This window comes from Winogradskya humida (genome assembly GCF_016862215.1).
Lineage (GTDB): Bacteria > Actinomycetota > Actinomycetes > Mycobacteriales > Micromonosporaceae > Actinoplanes > Actinoplanes humidus.
Map to the genome: position 1 here is coordinate 38,283 of NZ_BOMN01000148.1, position 18,046 is coordinate 56,328.

Here is an 18,046-nt window from a genome sequence, read left to right on the forward strand (position 1 = left end):
ACGACTGGTCTACTGAGTGTTAGAGTGCTCCTCATGCCAGGCGTCAGGGAAGACACTCGTCACCGCATCCTCGACAGCGCGCGTCGGATCGTTGCGAGCAAGGGCTATGCCGCTGTGGGCATCAATGAGGTGCTCGGTGACGCCAAGGTGCCGAAGGGCTCGTTTTACCACTTCTTCGAGTCGAAGGACGCCTTCGGCCGGGCGATGCTCGACGACTACTTCGTCGAATACCTGGCGGAGATGGACGCTTTCCTGGCCGAGCCCGGCCTGACGACAGCCCAGCGCCTCATGAACTACTGGGCGAGCTGGTATGACAACCAGAGCTTCAACGACTGCCAGGGCAAGTGCCTCGCGGTCAAACTGGGCGCCGAGGTCGCCGATCTCTCCGAGCCCATGCGCCTGTCGCTCGAAGCCGGGACGGGCGAGATCATCAACCGGCTGGAGAGCGCGATCACCGCCGGCGTCGGGGACGGCTCGGTCACGGTGGTCAACGACCCCCGCGCGACGGCCCAGATGCTCTACGACATGTGGATGGGCGCGAGCGTCATGGCGAAGATCCGCCGCGACCGGGTCCACTTCGACACGTCCCTCACCGCCACCAGGCAGCTCCTGCACATCGCCTGACACGTCAGCGGAAGACCAGCCCGCCGCCGACTTCGAGCACCTGCCCGGTGAGCGCTCCCGAGCCGTCCGACGCGAGCAACCGTACGGTGGCCACCAGATCTTCCGGGATCAGCTCGCGCGGCACCGCCTGCGTCGCCACCAGATCGGTCCTGCCACGGCCGGCCGCGCGGTCGGACTCCTCCAGCTCGTCCTCACCCTCCGTGCGGATCGCGCCGGGGGAGAGCGCGTTGACCGTGACGCCATGCGGACCGAAAGCCCGCGCCAGCGACCGGGTCAGGCCGATGAGCGCGGCTTTGCTCGACACGTACGCGGGCCCGGACGGCCCGCCGAGCATCACCGTCGGTGACACGACGTTGATGATCCGCCCCCACCCGCGACCGGCCATCCCCGCACCGAGCGCCTGCGCGAGCACCATCGACGCCGTGACGTTGACCGCGAACGTGGCCTGCCACTCGTCGATGCTCAGCTGATCGATCGGCACGTTCGAGGCCCGGGCCGCATTATTGATCAGTACGTCCACCGCGCCGGCCTCACCCGCCAGCTCGCCCACCGCGGCGGGATCGCCCAGGTCGGCGTCGAGTGTCCGGGTCTGCGCCCCCAGCCCGCGGCACACCCGGGCCACCCCCTCGGCCTGCTCGGCGGCGCCGAAATGATGCAGCAGCAGGGTCACCCCGGGCCGGGCGAGCCCGATGGCGAGGGCGGCCCCGATTCCCCGCCGGGCACCGGTGACAAGAATGCGCTGATCCATCTCCCCATCGTCACCGAAACCCGGTCGGGGGCAAAAGGAAAGGCAGCGAGATCTCTCTCCCTGCCACTCCTAACGTATAGCGCAGTGGGGGGCTTGCGGCAAGGCCCGGTTCGCGGGGCAGAATCATCGGCCGGGGCTTTTACCTGCGGAAATGGGGCTTTGTGTGAGTGCGTACCTGCTGGATCTGCACGGGGTGGACGCGACTCAGGTCGCGGTCGCCGGGGGCAAGGGTGCGAATCTGGGGGAGTTGTCGCGGATCGAGGGCGTTGAGGTGCCGCCGGGGTTCGTCGTGACGACGGAGGCGTTCCGGCGGGTGCTGCCGTCGATCGGGGACCAGGTCGATCGGCTGGGCGTGGACTCCATCCGTCAGGTCATCGAGAGCACTCCCCTCCCGGAGGATCTCGCGGCGGCGATCACGGGGGCGCTGACCCCGCATGCGTACGCGGTGCGTTCCAGCGCCACCGCCGAGGATCTGCCGACGGCCTCGTTCGCCGGGCAGCAGGACTCGTACCTGAACGTCATCGGTCCGGAGGCGGTCCTCGAGCACATCAGACGGTGCTGGGCCTCGCTGTTCACCGAGCGGGCGGTGAGCTATCGCGATCACCAGGGCATTGATCACCGTACGGTCAGCATGGCGGTTGTCGTGCAACAGATGGTCGCGGCGGAAGCGGCAGGGGTCCTGTTCACGGCGGATCCCGTCACGGGCAACCGCAAGGTCGCCACGGTGGACGCCGGCTTCGGGCTCGGCGACGCGCTCGTCTCCGGCCTGGTCGACCCGGACGGCTACCGGATCCGCGACGGGGAGATCATTTCCCGATCGGCAGCCGCCGCGCAGCCCGCGCTGACGGATGCGCAGGTCCTGCGGCTCGTGCGGATCGGACGGCACGTCGAAGCGCATTTCGGCCGCCCGCAGGACATCGAGTGGTGCCTGGCCGGCGACGAATTCCAGCTTGTGCAGAGCCGCCCGATCACCACGCTGTTCCCCGTCCCCGGAGCCCCCGACGGGGAGAACCACGTCTACCTCTCGGTCGGTCACCAGCAGATGATGACCGACGCCATGAAGCCCCTCGGCACATCGATGTGGCAGCTCACGGCGATGGCGCCGATGCTCGAGGCGGGTGGGCGGCTGTTCGTCGACGGCACCCGGATGCTGGCCTCGCCGGCGGGCCGGGCCGGCTTCCTGGAGATGGCCGGCAGGATCGACCCGCTGACCAGGGACGCGCTGGAGACAGTCCTCGACCGCGGCGATTTCGTTGCCGAAGCGCCGGACGGGGGCCCCGCGCGCCCGGCCAGGGGTGGGCCCGCAACCCCGATCGAGACCGATCCCGCCATCGTCACCGAGCTGATCGAGCGCAGCCGGACGGCCCTCGCCACCCTGCGGCAGGAGATCGCGGCCAAGTCCGGTCCGGCGCTGTTCGACTTCCTGCTGGAGGCGTTCGAGGAGCACAAGCGGCTCCTCAGTGATCCCCTGAGCATCCAGGTGATCATGGCGGGCATGGAGACCGCCTGGTGGCTCGACGACAAGCTGCGGGAATGGCTCGGCGAGACGAACGCCGCGGGCACTCTGACGCTGTCCGCGCCCGGCAACATCACCGCGGAGATGGGGCTGGAGCTGTTGGACGTCGCTGACGTGCTCCGCGCGTACCCGGAGGCGATCGAGCTTCTGCAGGGGGACGATTTTCTCGACAAGATCGGGGACGTCCCGGGTGGCGCGATCAGGGCCTATCTCGACAAGTACGGCATGCGCTGTGCCGGCGAGATCGACATCACGAGGCCGCGCTGGAGTGAGGAGCCCACCACGCTCGTGCCCGCGATCCTCGACAATGTCCGCAACTTCGAGCCGGGTGCGGCCGGGCGGCGCTTCGAGGAGGGGCGCAGGAAAGCGCACGAGAAGGAGCTGGACGTGCTGGCCCGGCTGCGGGCGTTGCCGGACGGCGAGAACAAGGCCGCCGAGACCAAGCGCATGATCGACCGGGTACGCACTTTCATCGGCTACCGCGAATACCCGAAGTACGCCATCGTCAGCCGCACCTTCGTCTACAAGCAGGCCCTCCTCGCCGAGGCCGGCCGCCTCGTCCGCGCCGGCGTGCTCCCCGACCGCGAGGACATCTTCTACCTCACATTCCAAGAGCTCCATGCCACCGTACGCACACAGCACGCCGATCCCACGCTGATCGCCCACCGCAAAGCCGACTTCCGCGCCCACCGGTCCCTGACCCCGCCCCGGGTCATCACCTCGGACGGCGAAGCCCTGAACGGCGCCTACCGCCGCGACGACGTCCCACCCGGCGCCCTGATCGGCCTCGCGGTCTCCGCCGGCACCGTCGAGGGCCGCGCCCGCGTCATCCTCGACCTCGCCCACGCCGACCTCGCCCCGGGCGACATCCTGATCACGACCTACACGGACCCCAGCTGGTCCCCCCTCTTCGTCGGCATCACCGCCCTGGTCACCGAAGTCGGCGGCCTGATGACCCACGGCGCCGTCATCGCCCGCGAATACGGCCTCCCCGCCGTCGTCGGCGTCGCCCACGCCACCCAGCTCATCGAGGACGGCCGCCGCATCCGCGTCCACGGCACCGACGGCTACGTCGAACTCCTTCCCAGCTGATGCCCGATTACCGGGTCATGCACTGGCACAGTCACATGGACGGACCCTGGGCGCCCGAAAAGTTTCTGGCGGATGGTTAGACCTGACGCTGATCACCGGCTCCAAGCTCCCGGGCCCGGATGTATCCCAGCCGCACCTGACAAGCCTCTGCCTGGTGGACCGGCCGGGCCTGATAATCGCCCCGCGGTGGCCGCGTCTCTCCCGGCTGCGGATCGGCCGCTGGAAGGGCATCGACCTCAGCTTTCTCGACGGCGCTCCCGCCCTATAAAGTCTCCAGCTGGAGGGCCGCCGCCAATCCGGCTCCCTCGACGGCATCCAGTCCTGCGCGTCTCTCGAGTCACTGGAATTGGTCAACTATTCCCTCTCGGACACCGGTCCGCTGGAGGGCTTGCCGGCGCTGTCCGAGGTCAAACTCCTGGCCGCCAAGCCGACACCGCCGCACCCGGAAATCGATCTCGCCGCCTTCACCGGTCCCGCACTCACCACGTTGTGGGTGATGAATGCCGCGAAGGTCGTCCACATCGAATCGCTGAAGAGATTGCCGTTCCTGCGAGAGGTCCGCCTGATCGACTGCGAGCTCTCCCCGGCGGACCTGAGGGCAATAGCGTCCCTGCCGGATCGGCTCGCCAGAGCGATCACAGGCTGACGGGCTTGTTTTCCGGAGTCCGGACTCCGTATTATCCGGAGTGAAGACTTCGCTTAGAAGGGCATCCATCATGCGAACCCCCAAAGAAACGTTCCGAGCCATGCTCGACGGCGCCTGCCGGCTGCAGAACGGTGACCGCGATCAGGTCGACAGGCTGGCCGGCTTCTATGCCGAGGACACCGATGTGCGGCACCCGATGGCCCCGCTCGGCGACACCCCGCTTCCCAGCCGCGAAGCGCTCCGCAAGCACTTCGCCGCAGCGGGGTCGGCCGGCCTGGCAGGCTTCCGCGTCGAGGACGTGCGTGTCCATCACACCACCGACCCTGAAGTGGTCATTGGCGAGTTCACCTATCGCGGCGAGGGGGACTGGGCCGCGCCGTGCATCATCGTCTTCCGGATCCGGGACGGGGTGATCGTCGAGTCACGGGACTACATCGACCATCTCGGGCTCGCTCGTGCCACCAACACGCTCGACGCCCTCTGCGCACAACTGACGAGCGCCTAGTGTCTGCCCGACGCCGCCTGGTGCGACATAGGTGACGCGGTTCTGTTTCCGGACGTAGGACCGTGGCTGGTCATTCCGGCCGGCCCGGATGTGACTCTCCGGCTGGGGACGCTAACGGCCGCAAGGTCGCACGCCCAGATGTTGCGCAGGGCACCGGGATGCGACAACTTCATGCGGTGTTGTTAGTCAAGTCCGGGCAATCGTGTCTGACAGCAGAACCTACGTTTCCTTGCCAGACGTGATTGGTCCGTCCTTGACAGCTGACGGCGCAGGATGTTGCGCCATCGCGGGTTTCGGCGCAACTTCGTGCCCTAAGTGTTCTGGCCACGGACCGCCAACCACCGATCAGCCGCGTCAACAACGGTCCTTACCAATACACCTAGGGCTTGGGGAGGGATCCCCGGTCCAGGACGCTGGCGTAGATGAGTTCGAGGGTGGTGCTCAGGCCGCGGACCGCGTCGGGGGAGAGGCCGTCGAAGAAGAGGCGGCGGACAAGTTCGACGTGGCCTGCGGCGGCGGCTTCGATGGCGTGGCGGCCCGGGGTCGTCAGGGAGACCTCCGTGACGCGGCGGTCGGCCCCGATCAGGCTATTCGCGGGTTCCGGCCAGCGAGATCGGTGTGGCCCGCGTGGCGGAGCGGCTGGTCCAGACGCTGGTCGCTCCGACGACCAGGAACGCGCCGAGGGCGGTCAGCCAGAAGGCGCCCCACGGGATGACCATCGTGCCGGCGACGCCGCTGATGCCGATCAGGGCGGCCATGGCCGAGAGCCAGCCCAGCAGCAGGCCGGTGACGGTGACCACCGCTGATTCGAGCAGGGCGGTGCCGATGACCTGGTTGCGGGTGAAGCCGGTGAGCCGGGCGACGGCGAATTCGCGGCGGCGTTCCCCGGCGGCGATGACGACCGCGTTGACCACGCCGATGACGGCGTAGAGCGCGGCGAGGCCCATGACCACCTTCATGACGCCGGCGTTGAGGCTGTCCTGGGCGCTGTCGCTCTGCGCGATCCATTCGTCGAGCGTGAGCACCGGCTGCGGTAGCGATCGGGCGACGGCTGCGGGGTCGGCGCCCGGTTGGAGGCGGACGATGGACTGCGCGGGGCCGAGGGCGGGCGGTGGGACCAGGTCGCGGGGGAGCAGGTATTCGGGGCTGCCGTTGAGGGCCGGGGGGAGGACCGCCACGACACGTGGGTTCAGGTCCTGGCCGCCGACGTGGATCCGTACGGTCGAGCCGAGTTTGCCACCCGCCGCCGCGACCGTGAGTCCGTGCAGGTCGGCGTAGGAACCGGCGATCAGGGGGAGCTGGTGCGCCTGCTGGTAGGCGGCGGGGTCGATGGCGAGCGCGGGGAAATCGTCGGTTTCGGTGTCGCCCTGGTTGACCGAGGTGACCTTGATCGTCAGGGCGTACTCCGTGGACGCGGTTGCTACGCCGGGAGTCAGGGGGGCGATGGGGCCGGCGGCGACGAGGTCTCCGCGTACATTATCGGTCAGTTGGTGGTGGGCTCCTTCGGAGAGGGTGTCGAACGTGCCGGCCAGGCCGATCAGCAGGGCGACCAGGATGAGCAGCGGCGCGGCGGTGGAGGAGTTGCGGCGTACGCCGTCGCGGAGGTTGGCCCGGGCGAGTCGCCCGATCGTGCCGCGGCCCGCGAGGGTTCCGGTGAGCCGGCCGATCAGCGGGACGATGACAGGGCTGAGAGCGCTGAGGCCGAGCGCGAGGGCGACCATGGCGTTGATCGACAGCGGGATCGCGCCGTTGGGGTTGCTGACCGCGGTCGAGACCAGCATCAGCGTGAGGCCCACGATGACCAGCAGAATTCCGAGGATCCAGCGCGACACGGTCATGACTTTCGCGCCCGCTCCGGTTTCCCGCAGGGCTTCCAATGGGCGTACGCGCGACGCCCGGCGCGACGCGGCGAGCACTCCGGCCTGCGCGACCCCGATGCCTAGGCCCAGCGAGACCCACAGGATCCAGCCGTGCCACGCGGCGCTGAACGAGCCGGGCAGGAAGCCGAGGTTCTCCAGGAGTGCCGTCTGCGCGCTGAGCACGATCTGCCCGGCCGGGATGCCGAGGAGCGTGCCCAGGACGCCGAGCAGGAGCGCCTCGGACAGCAGCAGCCGCCGGATCTGGCCGCGGCTGCCACCGATGAGGCGCAGCAGGGCGAGGTCGCGGCGGCGCTGGGCGATGGTGAACGCGAACGTCGAGCTGACGATGAAGGCCGCGAGGAACGCGGACACGCCCAGCGCGAGGCCGAGGATCGCGATCGCCTCGCCGTAACCGCCCGCGGAGGCGACGATCAGCAGCGACGACTGGACGATGGCCACGCCGAGCGTGACGGTGAGGATGGCGCCGACGAACAGTTGCCAGCGTTCCCGGAACGTGGCGACCGACAGGGTGAACATCAGGCCTCCAGGGCGGCGAGCCGGTCGGCGACCTCGCGGACCGAGGGCCGGACGAGCCGGTCGACGATGCGCCCGTCGCGCAGGAAGACCACGGAGTCCGCGCTGGCAGCAGCCGCCGGGTCGTGGGTGACCATGACGATGGTCTGCTGCGCCTCGTCGACCATCGAGCGCAACAGCCCGAGCACGGTACGCGCGGCGGCCGAGTCGAGCGCCCCGGTCGGCTCGTCGGCGAACAGAACCGCGGGCCGCGTGATCATGGCGCGGGCGATCGCGACCCGCTGCTGCTGGCCGCCGGAGAGCTCGCGGGGCCGATGCCGGAGCCGGTCGCCGAGCCCGACGCCGGTGAGGATGGCCCGGACGTCTTTCATCGAGACCTTGCTCCCGGCGAGCCGCAGCGGAAGGGCGACGTTCTGCTCGGCGGTCAGCGAGCTGACGAGGTTGAAGCTCTGGAAGACGAACCCGATGTCCCTGCGCCGCAGCTCGGTGAGGTCGCGCTCGGAGGCGGTGGCGAGATCCCGATCGCCGAGCAGCACCTGGCCGCTGGTGGGCCGCTCGAGACCGGCCGCGCAGTGCAGCAGCGTGGACTTGCCGGAGCCGGACGGCCCCATCACCGCCGTCCAGGTGCCCCGCGCGAAGCCGATCCCGACCCCGTCGAGCGCCCGGACCCGGGCCTGCCTGCTGCCGTACTCCCGCACCACGTCACGAAGCTCGACCGCGGTGCCCGCCTGTGTCTGAAGCATGCTCATCGTCTCTCTCGTCGGCATTGATCGAGAGAAACCTACGAATGAACGGGCCTCCGGAGCGTCACCCGGCGGTGGGCAAAGTCAGGTAGCTCGCACGGGGGATGGGCTCGCGAAATCCTTCAGCGCGTCGAGCACGCTGGTCAGGTGGGCGCGCATGGCGAGCTCGGCGGCCTCGGGGTCGCGGGAGGAGACCGCGGTGATGATGGCGAGGTGCTCGGGCATCGAGACCGTGGGGCGGCCCGGGAGCAGGGAGAGGCGGAACTGGTGGCGGACCATCTGGCCGTTGAGCTGTTCGATGATGCGGGTGGCGGAGTCGTGCTGGGCGATCGCGCGGACCGTGGCGTGCAGCTGGGCGTTGAGCTCGGAGTAGCGCAGCATGTCGGTGGCCTGGACGGCTGCCTTCATCGACTCGCCCAGGTCGTGCAGGAAGGCGATCTCGTCGTCGGTGACGCGTTCGGCGGCGCGCGCGGCGACCAGTCCCTCGACGACGCGGCGGATCTCGGTGATCTCGATGGCCTCCTGCACCGAGATCTCCCGGACCCGGGCACCGCGGTTCGGCTGGAGCTCGATCAGGCCCTCGGTCTCCAGCCGGGTGAGCGCGTTGCGGAGCAGGAACCTGCTCGTGGCGTACTGCTCGGTCAGCTCGGTCTCGATCAGCCGCTGGCGGGGGGCGAACTCCCCGCGCAGGATGGCTGTCCGGAGCGCCGTGTAGACGTCGCTCATGAGCGGGTTGACCCAGGTGTCGACATTCCGGACGTACTCCTCATCACTGTGGCGGCAGTTCTGCCATCGTATGCGGCGTCGTCCTGGTCAGCTGGGCTCCGGGCGTTCGCCACGCTTCGCCGACTGGACCAGCTCGTACACGTGGGTGCGGATCTTGGTGAACTGGGGTGAGGAGCGGGTGGTGAGCTGGTCGCGGTCGTCGGGCAGGTCGACGGGGACGTCCTCGAGCACGACGGTGGGCCGGTTGGAGAGCACGAGGACGCGCTGGCCCAGGTAGACCGACTCGTCGATGTCGTGGGTGACGAACAGGACCGTGACGCCGAGCCGTTTCCAGAGCGTGCGGACCAGGTCCTCCAGGTCGGCGCGGGTCTGGGCGTCGACGGCGGCGAACGGTTCGTCCATGAGCAGGACGCTGGGCTCGTACGCGATGGCCCGGGCGATCGCGACCCGCTGCTGCATGCCGCCGGAGAGTTGCCACGGGTGGGCGTCGGCGCTGTCGGGCAGCCCGACGGCGTCCAGGGCCTCGGCGACCTTGGCCGCGCGGGCCGCCTTGGCGAGGCCCTTCTCCTTGAGCGGCAGTTCGACGTTGCCGCGGACGGTCAGCCAGGGGAAGAGGCTGCGGCCGTACTCCTGGAAGACCACCGCCATGCCAGCCGGGGGTTCGGTGACCGCGGTGCCGTCCAGCCGGATCTGCCCGCCGGAGAGGTCGAGCAGGCCGGCGATGCAGCGCAGCAGGGTGGTCTTGCCGGCGCCGGACGGGCCGACGATGCAGACCAGCTCACCACGCCGGATCTGGAACGTCAGGTCACGGACCGCTTCGACGTCGCGGCCGGGGCTGCGGTACGTCTTGGCCAGCCCGGCCACGTCGAGGGCGATGGTGTCGCTCATGGGGTGCTCACCTTTCTCGTTCGGCGTCGCGCTGTCCGCGGTACCAGGCCAGTGACCGGTTCTCGACGAGCCGGAACAGCGCGGACAGGACCACGCCGAGCAGGCCGAGCAGGATGATGCCGGTCCACATCTGGGGGATCGCGAAGCTGCGCTGGAACTGCACGATCGAGGCGCCGAGGCCGCGGTTCGCGCCGAACAGCTCGCTGATCACCATGAGGATCACGCCGATCGACAGCGACTGCCGGGCGCCGGCGGCGATCCGGGGGCTCGAGCCGCGCAGCACGACGTGCCACAGCGTCGCGACCCGGCCGAGCCGGTAGGAGCGGGCGGTGTCGAGCAGCACCTCGTCGAGGGAGCGCACGCCTTCGACCGTGTTGAGCAGGATCGGCCAGAGGCAGCCCAGCGCGATCGTGAGGACCTTGCTGGTCGAGCCGGTGTAGCCGGCGAACAGCGCGATCACGGGGACCAGCACCGGCGGCGGGACGGCCCGGAAGAACTCGAGCACCGGTTCGCAGAGCGCCCGCAACGTACGCGAGCGGCCGATCGCGGTGCCCGCGGCCACCCCGACGAGCAGGGCGATCAGGTAGCCACCGAGCAACCGGGCCACGCTGGGCAGCACGTCGTGCAGAAGTGGATCGGCGGTCCAGGTCTCGGGGAAGGCCTGGACGATGGTGGACAGCGGTGGCCAGAAGAAGCTGGTGCTGCCGGCCGACGCGAACCACCAGAGGGCGATCAGGACGACCGGCAGGCCGAGCGCGATCAGGATCCGCCGCGGAAACTCGGAGATCTTCATGCTTCCCCCCGGACCGAGGTGTGCCAGCGCAGGACGCGTCGTTCGACCGCCCGGGTGCAGACATTGATCAGTACGCCGAGCAGGCCGACGACCAGCACCAGCGCGTACGTCTCCGGCACCGCGCCCGAGCTCTGGGCGACGCCGATGGACTTGCCGAGCCCCGGGACGCCGATGATCAGCTCGGCGGTGACCTCGAGGATCAGCGCCACCGACGCGGCCAGCCGGAACCCGGTCACGACGTACGGCATCGCGGTCGGCCAGACCACCGAACGGATGATCGCCCATCGCGAGAACCGGTACGACCGGGCGGTGTCCCGCACGACCGGGTCCACGTCGGCGACGCCGTACAGCACCTGGACCAGCACCTGCCAGAACGCCGCGTAGACGACCAGGATCAGCGCCGACTGCGGCCGGCTGCCGTAGATGAGCACCACCAGTGGGATGAGCGCGACCGACGGGATCGGGCGCAGGAACTCGATCGTGGACGCGGTGACCGCGCGCAGCAACGGGACGCTCCCGATCACCACGCCGACAACGATGCCCGCGACCATGGCGATGGCCAGCCCGGCCGCCCAGCCCGCGAGGGTCTGCCCGAGCCCGGTCCAGAAATCGCCCTCGGTGAGCTGCCCACCCAGCGAGCGGGCCATCGTGCTGAACGGTGGCAGGAACCGGCTGTCGACCACGCCGAGCCGGGGGAGGGCCTCGACGACGGCGACGGCGATCAGACAGCCGAGCAGGCCCAGCGCCGGCTGCCGCCAGCGCCCGGCCGCCCGGACCGGCCTGATCTCAGCCGGTCCGGTCAACGTGGGGGTCGTGGTCGTCACGGCAGCAGGGTGTCCAGGTTCGGCTGCTTGGTGATCAGGCCGTCGGAGGTCGCCAGGTCGCTGAGCACCTGCACCGAGTTGCGGTCGACGTCGGCGGGCCACTTCGGCAGGACAAGGGATTTCTGTACGGCCGGGTCGAGCTTGGTGTACGTCGACAGGATCGCCCGCGCCTCGTCGAGGTGCGTCGACGCGTACTCGAGGGACTTTGCCATCGCCGTGGTGAAGGAGGTGACCGTCTTGGCGTGCTCCGTGGCGTACTTCTGGGAGGTGAAGTACATGCCGACCATGAGGTTGGGGTCGGTGCCCGCGAAGTTGGCGGCCACCACCCGGTCGCCCTGGCTGGACGCGATGGTCAGGAACGGCTCCACGACCTGGCCGGCGTCCACGTCGCCCTTGGCGACCGCGGCGGGGATGTCGGGGAAGGCCAGCTCCACGTAGGTGATCGTCGACGGGTCGCCGCCTGCGTCGCGTACCACCTTGTTGACGGTGGTGGTGTTGATGTTCTTCAGGGTGTTGACCGCGACCTTCTTGCCGGCCAGGTCGGCCGCGGTCTTGATCGGGCTGTCGGCCCTGACGATGACGCCGCCGAAGTCCTTGGCCTTGTCACCGGTCGAGGAGTTGCCGGCCGAGACCACCTTGAGCGGCAGGCCCTGCGAGCTGGCCAGCAGCAGGGAGACGGTATTGCTGAACCCGAACTGGTACTGCTCGCTGACCACGCCGGGCACGATGGCCGCGCCGCCCTGGGCCGTCTCGAGGGTGACGTCCAGGTTTTCGGCGGAGAAGAAGCCCTGCTTGATGCCGAGGTAGAGGGGGGCGACGTCGACGATCGGGATGACCCCGACCTTGATCTTGGTGGGGCCGCCGCCGGAGTCCGTGTCGTCGGACGATCCGGAGCCGCAGGCGGCGATGAGCAGGGCGGCGACAACGGGAAGGGCGGCAAGGGAGAGGCGTCTGAGTCGGAACATGGGACCTCCTGCGCGAGCGCTTGAGAACCGGTGTGGCGGACGTTACACATATCGTCAACAAAATTGAAGCCAATCCTGGCCACGATTTGATCCATCCGAAACATTGTTGACAAAGTTGCTGACAGCGACTTACGTTTCGCCGGCCGGGACGGGTTCCCAATGATGGTCATGGATGCGTTGCCGCCTTGGAAGGGCCGACGCCGACGTCGGCCATCTCTTTCTGCGGGTGGTGCCTGATCGGGCGCCGCGGTCCGTACCGCACGCAACTATTCGGCGGCCCGGTGTGGCCGCGCGTCAGAGAGGTGAGCGAATGAACCATGACCCGGATCGGCCGCGCGACATCGCGCACATCGGGCCGGTGGAGCTGTACACGCCGGTGCTGGAGGAGTCCCGGGACTTCTTCGTCGACGTGCTGTCGCTGCGCGAGGTGCACCGCGACGACACGTCGGTCTATCTGCACACGTGGGACGACTACCAGTCGTGGACTGTTCGGTTGGTGCAGCGCGAACGGGCGGGCATCGGGCGTACCTATCTGCGTGCTTCCGGTCCGCAAGCGCTGGAGAGGCTGCCCGGTCTCGACAGGCGGGTGTCCGATGTGTACGGACTGGGCGAGGTCTCGCTCTTCACCGACCCGGACGGCCACGAGATGGGCGCGTACTGGGACGCCGAGCGCTACCAGGCGGACGACACCGACAGGCCGGCGCTGAAGAACCAGGCGGCGGCCTATCCGGGACGGGGAGCGAATGTGCGCCGCCTCGACCACGTCAACTACCTCACCGCCGACGTGCCGGCGACGTCAGCCTTCCTGGCCGACGTGCTCGGGGCGCGCTGCACCGAGCAGATCGTCAAGGACGACGGGAGCCCGCAGGCGGTCTGGTTCAACCTCGGGCAGAAGACGTACGACCTCGTCTACACCGAGGACTGGACGGGAACGAACGGGCGGCTGCACCACATCGCGTTCGCCACGGACACCCGCGAGGAGATCCTGCGCGCCGCGGACGTCTGCCTCGACGCCGGTGTCCACATCGAGACCGGACCCCACAAACACGCCATCCAACAGACCTTCTTCCTGTACGTCTGGGAGCCCGGCGGCAACCGCATCGAACTCTGCAACTCCGGCGCCCGCCTGATCCTGGCACCGGACTGGGAAACGATCAGCTGGACCCGCGCCGAACGCGCCAAAGGGCAGGCGTGGGGCCTCAAGACCATCGACACGTTCCACACCCACGGCACCCCGGTAGTTCCTCCTCCCGGAAGGTAACCCGCCATGCGCCACAGACCCGCTCCCCTCCTCCTCACCGTTGTCCTGACAGCGCTCCTCGCCGCCACCGGAACCGCCGCGTTCGCTTCCGGCCCCCGCGTCACCCCCGACGGCCTGGCCGATCTACCCGCGCTCCCGCCCGTCATGACCTGCGCGGACGTGACCGGTCTCGACCTGGGCGGCGTCACCGATGCCCCGGTCACCCTGAAGACCGCGACCGTGGTCACGACCGGAGCCGCGCCGTACTGCGAGGTCCGCGGCACGATCGCCCCGGCCAACACGATCGTGGTCCGGCTCCCGATCGACGGCTGGACCCAGCGTTACGTGCAGGCCGGCTGCGGCGGGCTCTGCGGCATGGCCAACCTGAACTACCCCCAGGCGTCCACCTGCCCGGTGATCGCCGACGGCACCGTCGCGGGCGCGACCACCGACATGGGTCACCAGGGTCAGAACGACGGCTCCTGGGCGGCCGGGAACCCACAGGCGCAGATCGACTTCGCCTACCGCGGCGTGCACGTGACGTCCCAGGTGGCCAAGGCGATCATCACGAAGTTCTACGGCCGCCAGCCGGTCTACTCGTACTTCGACGGCTGCTCGGACGGCGGCCGCGAGGCGCTGATGGAGGCGCAGCGCTACCCGCACGACTTCGACGGCATCGCGGCCGGCGCCCCGGCCAGCAACATGGCCCTGCAGAACACCTTCCACCACGCCTGGAACGTCTACGCGAACCTCGACGCCGACGGCAAGTACATCCTGCTGTCGAACAAGCTGCCCCTGATCCACGCGGCCGTCCTCGCCGCCTGCGACACGATCGACGGCCTGCGCGACGGGCTGGTCGACGACCCGCGGCTGTGCCACTTCAACCCGGCGAGCATCGTCTGCACGACCGGCCAGGATTCGGCGACCTGCCTGACCAGCGCCGAGGCGACCGTGGTCCGCAAACTGCACGACGGCGCCACCGACGAGCACGGCAACCGCCTCGAACCGGCGATCGCGCACGAGTGGAGCTCCGAACTCGACTGGACGCTGTTCATCCCGGCCGCGCAGGGCCAGACCGTCGGCAGTGAGATGTTCGCGCTGTCCTACCTGCGTTATCTCGCCCAGCCGAACAACCCGAACCCGGACTACAAGCTGTCTGACCTGAAGTTCACCGTCGCCTCGTTCTGGAAGACGATGCTGCCGTCGACGACGTACATGGCGGCGATCGACCCCGACCTGAGCGCGTTCCAGCGCGCCGGCGGCAAACTACTGCTCTGGCACGGCTGGAACGACCAGCACATCTCGCCCCAGGGCACGATGGACTACTACGACACGATGCGGACGACGATGGGCGCGGCGACCGTCGACCGCTTCGCCAAGCTCTACCTCTTCCCCGGCGTCGCGCACTGCGGCGGCGGCGAGGGCCCGAACACGTTCGACATCCTCACCCCGGTGATGGCGTGGACGGAGAGCGGCCGGAAGCCCACCAGGATCGTCGCCTCGAACATCGCCGGGGGCGCGGTCACCCGCACCCGTCCGGTGTTCCCCTACCCGGCGGTCGCCCGCTACGACGGCACCGGCAGCATCGACGACGCCGCCAACTTCGTGGCTTACACCCCGGAGAACCCGGTCCGCAACGACTACCGCTGGGTCGGTCAGGCGCTGTACTCCCACGGCTACCAGACCTGGCCCAAGGCGGTGGACGGCAAGCTCGTCATCCAGCCGTTCACGACCCGGCACTGAGATCGCACCGCTCGGCCGGGGACCGTTCGCGTCCTGGCCCCCGGCCGAGTGCGTACCGTTGCCGTCTTGCAGGCAGTCCGGCCATGGCTCAAGGACCTGCTCGCCGCCGCAGCGGTGGCCCGGGGTTCAGCGCCCCGTGGGCGGGATGGTCGAGGCGTGGCCGTTCGATTCGTTGCGCTTCTCGCGCTTCGCCGTCTGCTTTTCCTTGATCGTCTTGCCCTTTTTCTTGACGTTCGCCTTGCTCGTCGAGTCCTTGGACATGATCGAACCTCCCTGAACCGGGTCGGTAACGTACGGCGTCCTGCGGTGACCCTACGCCTGTTCAGTGAGGTGCCCGGCATTTCAGCCCTCGTTCGGATCGGCGCTGAGATCGCTGGTCCGCTCAATGGCGCGAGCCGGTGAGTGCGAGGCGGGCCGGAAGTGTGGCAGACAATGGGCGGCCACGGGCTCAGGGCACCAGCGCCGGGGTGCCGCGCCACTGCTCGGAGCCGAAGACCTCGTAGCGGATGCGCTCGTCGGACAGCCCGCGGCGGTGCAGTGCGGCGCGGACGGCCTGCATGAACGGGGCCGGGCCGCAGAGGTAGACCTCGGCGTCGGGGTGCAGGGGGATCAGGTCCGGGTCGATGAGCCCGGCGTGTGCGGTTGTGGAGCCGGCGTGCTCCTCGTACCAGACGAGCGAACGGAAGCTGGCCATCCGCGAGCCGTGGCCGGTCATGTCGTGGCGCAGCGGGTGACGCCCGGGGCTGCGGTCGGCGTGCACGGCGGTGACGTCGCGGGTGGGCTGGGTGCGGGCGACGTGGTCGAGGATCGCGGCCATCGGGGTGATGCCGACCCCGGCGCTGATCAGCACGATCGGGGCCGGGCCGTCGTTCAGGACCAGGTCACCGTACGGTTGGCTGAGGCGCAACAGCTCACCCACCCGGACCCGGTCGTGCAGATGCCCCGAGACCACGCCGTCGGGCAGGCCGCCGGTGCCGCGGACCCGGCGGACGGTGATGCGCAACGTCCCCGCCGCGGGGGCCTGCGAGAGCGAGTATTGCCGCAGCTGATCGGCCACGGCGACGGTGACGTATTGACCGGGCCGGAATGCCGGCGCGGGGCCGCCGTCTGCGGGGGCGAGGATAAACGAGACGACGTCCTCGGCCTCCTCGATGCGAGCCGCGACGACGTATTCGCGCCACGGGTCCGCGCTGTCGACGCCGGCTTCGCCGTAGAGCCGTGCCTCGCGGCCGATGAGCCGTGCGGCGAACAGCCAGTAGACCTCGTCCCAGGCGGCGGCGATCTCCGGGGTGACGGCATCCCCGAGCACGGCACCGACCGCCCGCAGCAGATAACGACCGACCATTGTGTACTGCTCGGGGCGGATCCCCAGCGCGCAGTGCCGCTGCGCGATCCGCTCCACGATGTGGTCGAAGACAGCGGCGTCCGGGCCGGCACCGACCAGATGCGCGGCGTAGGCCGCGACCGCCCCGGCCAGCGCGGACTTCTGCTCGCCGGTCGCCTGCGCGCTCCGGCTGAACAGCGTGAGCAGCTCAGGATTCTCCCCGAGCATCGTGTCGTAGAAAACGCTGGAGATCTCCTCGAGATGCTCCCCGACAACGGGAAGCGTCGCCTCGACGATCGGCGTACTGGACGTGGAGAGCACGGGTTCCTCCTGGATGCTCGGCAGGATTCGACCGTATCGTAAACAGGTATCTGATAGTCCTGTTTATGGCACCCCTCACAGCGCTGAGCCGGGTCGGGTAGTCAGTTGCTGATCCAGCCGTTACGCGCCCAGAGCTCGATCTCTGACCTGATCCTGATCGACAGTGGTCCCGAGGGCTACTCGTCCGATGCGCTCGCTCAGATCCTGCGTGGCGCTTTTGCGATGGAGTCCCCGGCGGTCTGACGGAGTGTCAGGCCGGCGCGCCCTGACCGGTCATCGCTGTAGCTGGGCGTCGATCAGGAGTGCGGCGATCTCGCGGGCGCGGTTGCCGGGGGTGGGGGAGTTGAAGACGACGCTGCGGCTGGAGGCGCCGTCGTAGAGGAGGGCGAGTTGCTCCCCGAGGGCCTCGGGGTCGCGGGCTCCGACTTCCTGTGCCACCTCGATCAGGCGTGCGAGGAAGGCGACCTTGTGCCGGCGGGTGAGCTCGTGGGCCAGGGCCTCCGGTCCCAGCCCGCGGGCCACGCGCAGGGCCGCGACCACGGCTGTGCCGGTGGACGCGCCGACGAGGATGCCCTCCTCGCGGGCGAGCCTGCGGGTCATCGCGATCGAGTCGCGGTCGGTGACGCGTTCGATGCGGTCGATGACCTTGGGATCGTACGACCGGGGCCACACGTCCGTCTCCGTCGCCGGGTGGACATAGTGGCCGATGCTCTCCACGTAGTACGGGCTGCCGTCGCCGCCGCCGTAGACGGAATTTTCCGGGTCGGCGCCGACGATGGTGACCGCGCCGGTGTCGCGCAGGAACGTGCCCGCGCCGCTGATCGTGCCGCCCGTGCCGATGCCGGCGACGAAGTGGGTGACCTTGCCGGCGGTCTGGTCCCAGATCTCGGGGCCGGTCGTGGTCAGGTGGGCCCCGGGGTTCGCGGGGTTGTCGTACTGCCCGGCCAGCCACCCC

Annotated in this window: 18 protein-coding genes; 7 read left to right on the plus strand and 11 right to left on the minus strand. The window is 69.3% G+C overall.

Features of this window, described 5'->3' with window-relative positions; all coding sequences use genetic code 11:
- Positions 1–33: 33 nt before the first annotated feature.
- The gene (locus Ahu01nite_RS48445) at positions 34–624 is read left to right on the plus strand and encodes a TetR/AcrR family transcriptional regulator (RefSeq protein WP_203843549.1); all 591 of its coding nucleotides are present in this window, start codon (positions 34–36) and stop codon (positions 622–624) included.
- A 4-nt stretch (positions 625–628) separates the two neighbouring features.
- Here Ahu01nite_RS48445 and Ahu01nite_RS48450 read toward each other — a convergent pair whose 3' ends face one another.
- Positions 629–1,372 carry an SDR family NAD(P)-dependent oxidoreductase gene (locus tag Ahu01nite_RS48450; protein ID WP_203843550.1) on the minus strand — a complete coding sequence of 248 codons (744 nt, stop codon included), beginning with the start codon at positions 1,370–1,372 and terminating at the stop codon, positions 629–631.
- 151 nt (positions 1,373–1,523) lie between these two features.
- On the opposite strand from Ahu01nite_RS48450, the gene rph reads away from it, so the two are divergent.
- From rph to Ahu01nite_RS48465, 3 genes are all read left to right on the plus strand, one after another.
- Positions 1,524–3,980, plus strand: a complete 2,457-nt coding sequence (gene rph / locus Ahu01nite_RS48455; protein ID WP_203843551.1) for a rifamycin-inactivating phosphotransferase — start codon at positions 1,524–1,526, stop codon at positions 3,978–3,980.
- 346 nt (positions 3,981–4,326) lie between these two features.
- Positions 4,327–4,626, plus strand: a complete 300-nt coding sequence (locus Ahu01nite_RS48460) for a hypothetical protein (protein ID WP_203843552.1) — start codon at positions 4,327–4,329, stop codon at positions 4,624–4,626.
- Between the two features lie 70 nt (positions 4,627–4,696).
- Complete coding sequence (locus Ahu01nite_RS48465; protein ID WP_203843553.1) at positions 4,697–5,131, plus strand: nuclear transport factor 2 family protein; 435 nt, start codon at positions 4,697–4,699, stop codon at positions 5,129–5,131.
- A 587-nt stretch (positions 5,132–5,718) separates the two neighbouring features.
- On the opposite strand, the gene Ahu01nite_RS48470 is transcribed toward Ahu01nite_RS48465, so the two are convergent.
- The 7 genes from Ahu01nite_RS48470 to Ahu01nite_RS48500 form a co-directional block, all read right to left on the minus strand.
- Positions 5,719–7,527, minus strand: a complete 1,809-nt coding sequence (locus tag Ahu01nite_RS48470; RefSeq protein ID WP_203843554.1) for an FtsX-like permease family protein — start codon at positions 7,525–7,527, stop codon at positions 5,719–5,721.
- The gene (locus Ahu01nite_RS48475) at positions 7,527–8,267 is read right to left on the minus strand and encodes an ABC transporter ATP-binding protein (protein WP_203843564.1); all 741 of its coding nucleotides are present in this window, start codon (positions 8,265–8,267) and stop codon (positions 7,527–7,529) included. The genes Ahu01nite_RS48470 and Ahu01nite_RS48475 overlap by 1 nt, the downstream gene beginning before the upstream one ends.
- Positions 8,268–8,351: 84 nt before the next feature.
- Positions 8,352–8,993 carry a GntR family transcriptional regulator gene (locus Ahu01nite_RS48480; protein WP_203843555.1) on the minus strand — a complete coding sequence of 214 codons (642 nt, stop codon included), beginning with the start codon at positions 8,991–8,993 and terminating at the stop codon, positions 8,352–8,354.
- Positions 8,994–9,080: 87 nt separating this feature from the next.
- Complete coding sequence (locus Ahu01nite_RS48485; RefSeq protein ID WP_203843556.1) at positions 9,081–9,881, minus strand: ABC transporter ATP-binding protein; 801 nt, start codon at positions 9,879–9,881, stop codon at positions 9,081–9,083.
- Positions 9,882–9,888: 7 nt separating this feature from the next.
- Complete coding sequence (locus Ahu01nite_RS48490) at positions 9,889–10,674, minus strand: ABC transporter permease (protein ID WP_203843557.1); 786 nt, start codon at positions 10,672–10,674, stop codon at positions 9,889–9,891.
- On the minus strand, positions 10,671–11,498 hold the full coding sequence (locus Ahu01nite_RS48495; protein ID WP_239159767.1) for an ABC transporter permease: 828 nt from the start codon (positions 11,496–11,498) through the stop codon (positions 10,671–10,673). Before Ahu01nite_RS48495 ends, Ahu01nite_RS48490 begins: the two co-directional genes overlap by 4 nt.
- Positions 11,495–12,463, minus strand: coding sequence for an ABC transporter substrate-binding protein (locus tag Ahu01nite_RS48500; RefSeq protein ID WP_203843558.1), 969 nt, complete (start codon positions 12,461–12,463; stop codon positions 11,495–11,497). The genes Ahu01nite_RS48495 and Ahu01nite_RS48500 overlap by 4 nt, the downstream gene beginning before the upstream one ends.
- A gap of 310 nt (positions 12,464–12,773) precedes the next feature.
- Here Ahu01nite_RS48500 and Ahu01nite_RS48505 point away from each other — a divergent pair, with 310 nt between their 5' ends.
- Together Ahu01nite_RS48505 and Ahu01nite_RS48510 are read left to right on the plus strand one after the other, a co-directional pair.
- On the plus strand, positions 12,774–13,724 hold the full coding sequence (locus Ahu01nite_RS48505; RefSeq protein ID WP_203843559.1) for a VOC family protein: 951 nt from the start codon (positions 12,774–12,776) through the stop codon (positions 13,722–13,724).
- Positions 13,725–13,730: 6 nt separating this feature from the next.
- Positions 13,731–15,446, plus strand: coding sequence for a tannase/feruloyl esterase family alpha/beta hydrolase (locus Ahu01nite_RS48510; protein ID WP_203843560.1), 1,716 nt, complete (start codon positions 13,731–13,733; stop codon positions 15,444–15,446).
- A gap of 126 nt (positions 15,447–15,572) precedes the next feature.
- On the opposite strand, the gene Ahu01nite_RS51615 is transcribed toward Ahu01nite_RS48510, so the two are convergent.
- Both Ahu01nite_RS51615 and Ahu01nite_RS48515 read right to left on the minus strand, forming a co-directional pair.
- Positions 15,573–15,707, minus strand: coding sequence for a hypothetical protein (locus Ahu01nite_RS51615; protein ID WP_275411854.1), 135 nt, complete (start codon positions 15,705–15,707; stop codon positions 15,573–15,575).
- Positions 15,708–15,894: 187 nt separating this feature from the next.
- Positions 15,895–17,091, minus strand: a complete 1,197-nt coding sequence (locus tag Ahu01nite_RS48515; protein WP_239159768.1) for a globin domain-containing protein — start codon at positions 17,089–17,091, stop codon at positions 15,895–15,897.
- A gap of 105 nt (positions 17,092–17,196) precedes the next feature.
- Here Ahu01nite_RS48515 and Ahu01nite_RS48520 point away from each other — a divergent pair, with 105 nt between their 5' ends.
- The gene (locus tag Ahu01nite_RS48520) at positions 17,197–17,334 is read left to right on the plus strand and encodes a hypothetical protein (RefSeq protein WP_203843561.1); all 138 of its coding nucleotides are present in this window, start codon (positions 17,197–17,199) and stop codon (positions 17,332–17,334) included.
- 30 nt (positions 17,335–17,364) lie between these two features.
- Here the strand turns inward: Ahu01nite_RS48520 and Ahu01nite_RS48525 are convergent.
- Positions 17,365–18,046: pyridoxal-phosphate dependent enzyme (locus Ahu01nite_RS48525; protein WP_239159769.1), on the minus strand; the 682-nt coding region annotated here is incomplete at its 5' end.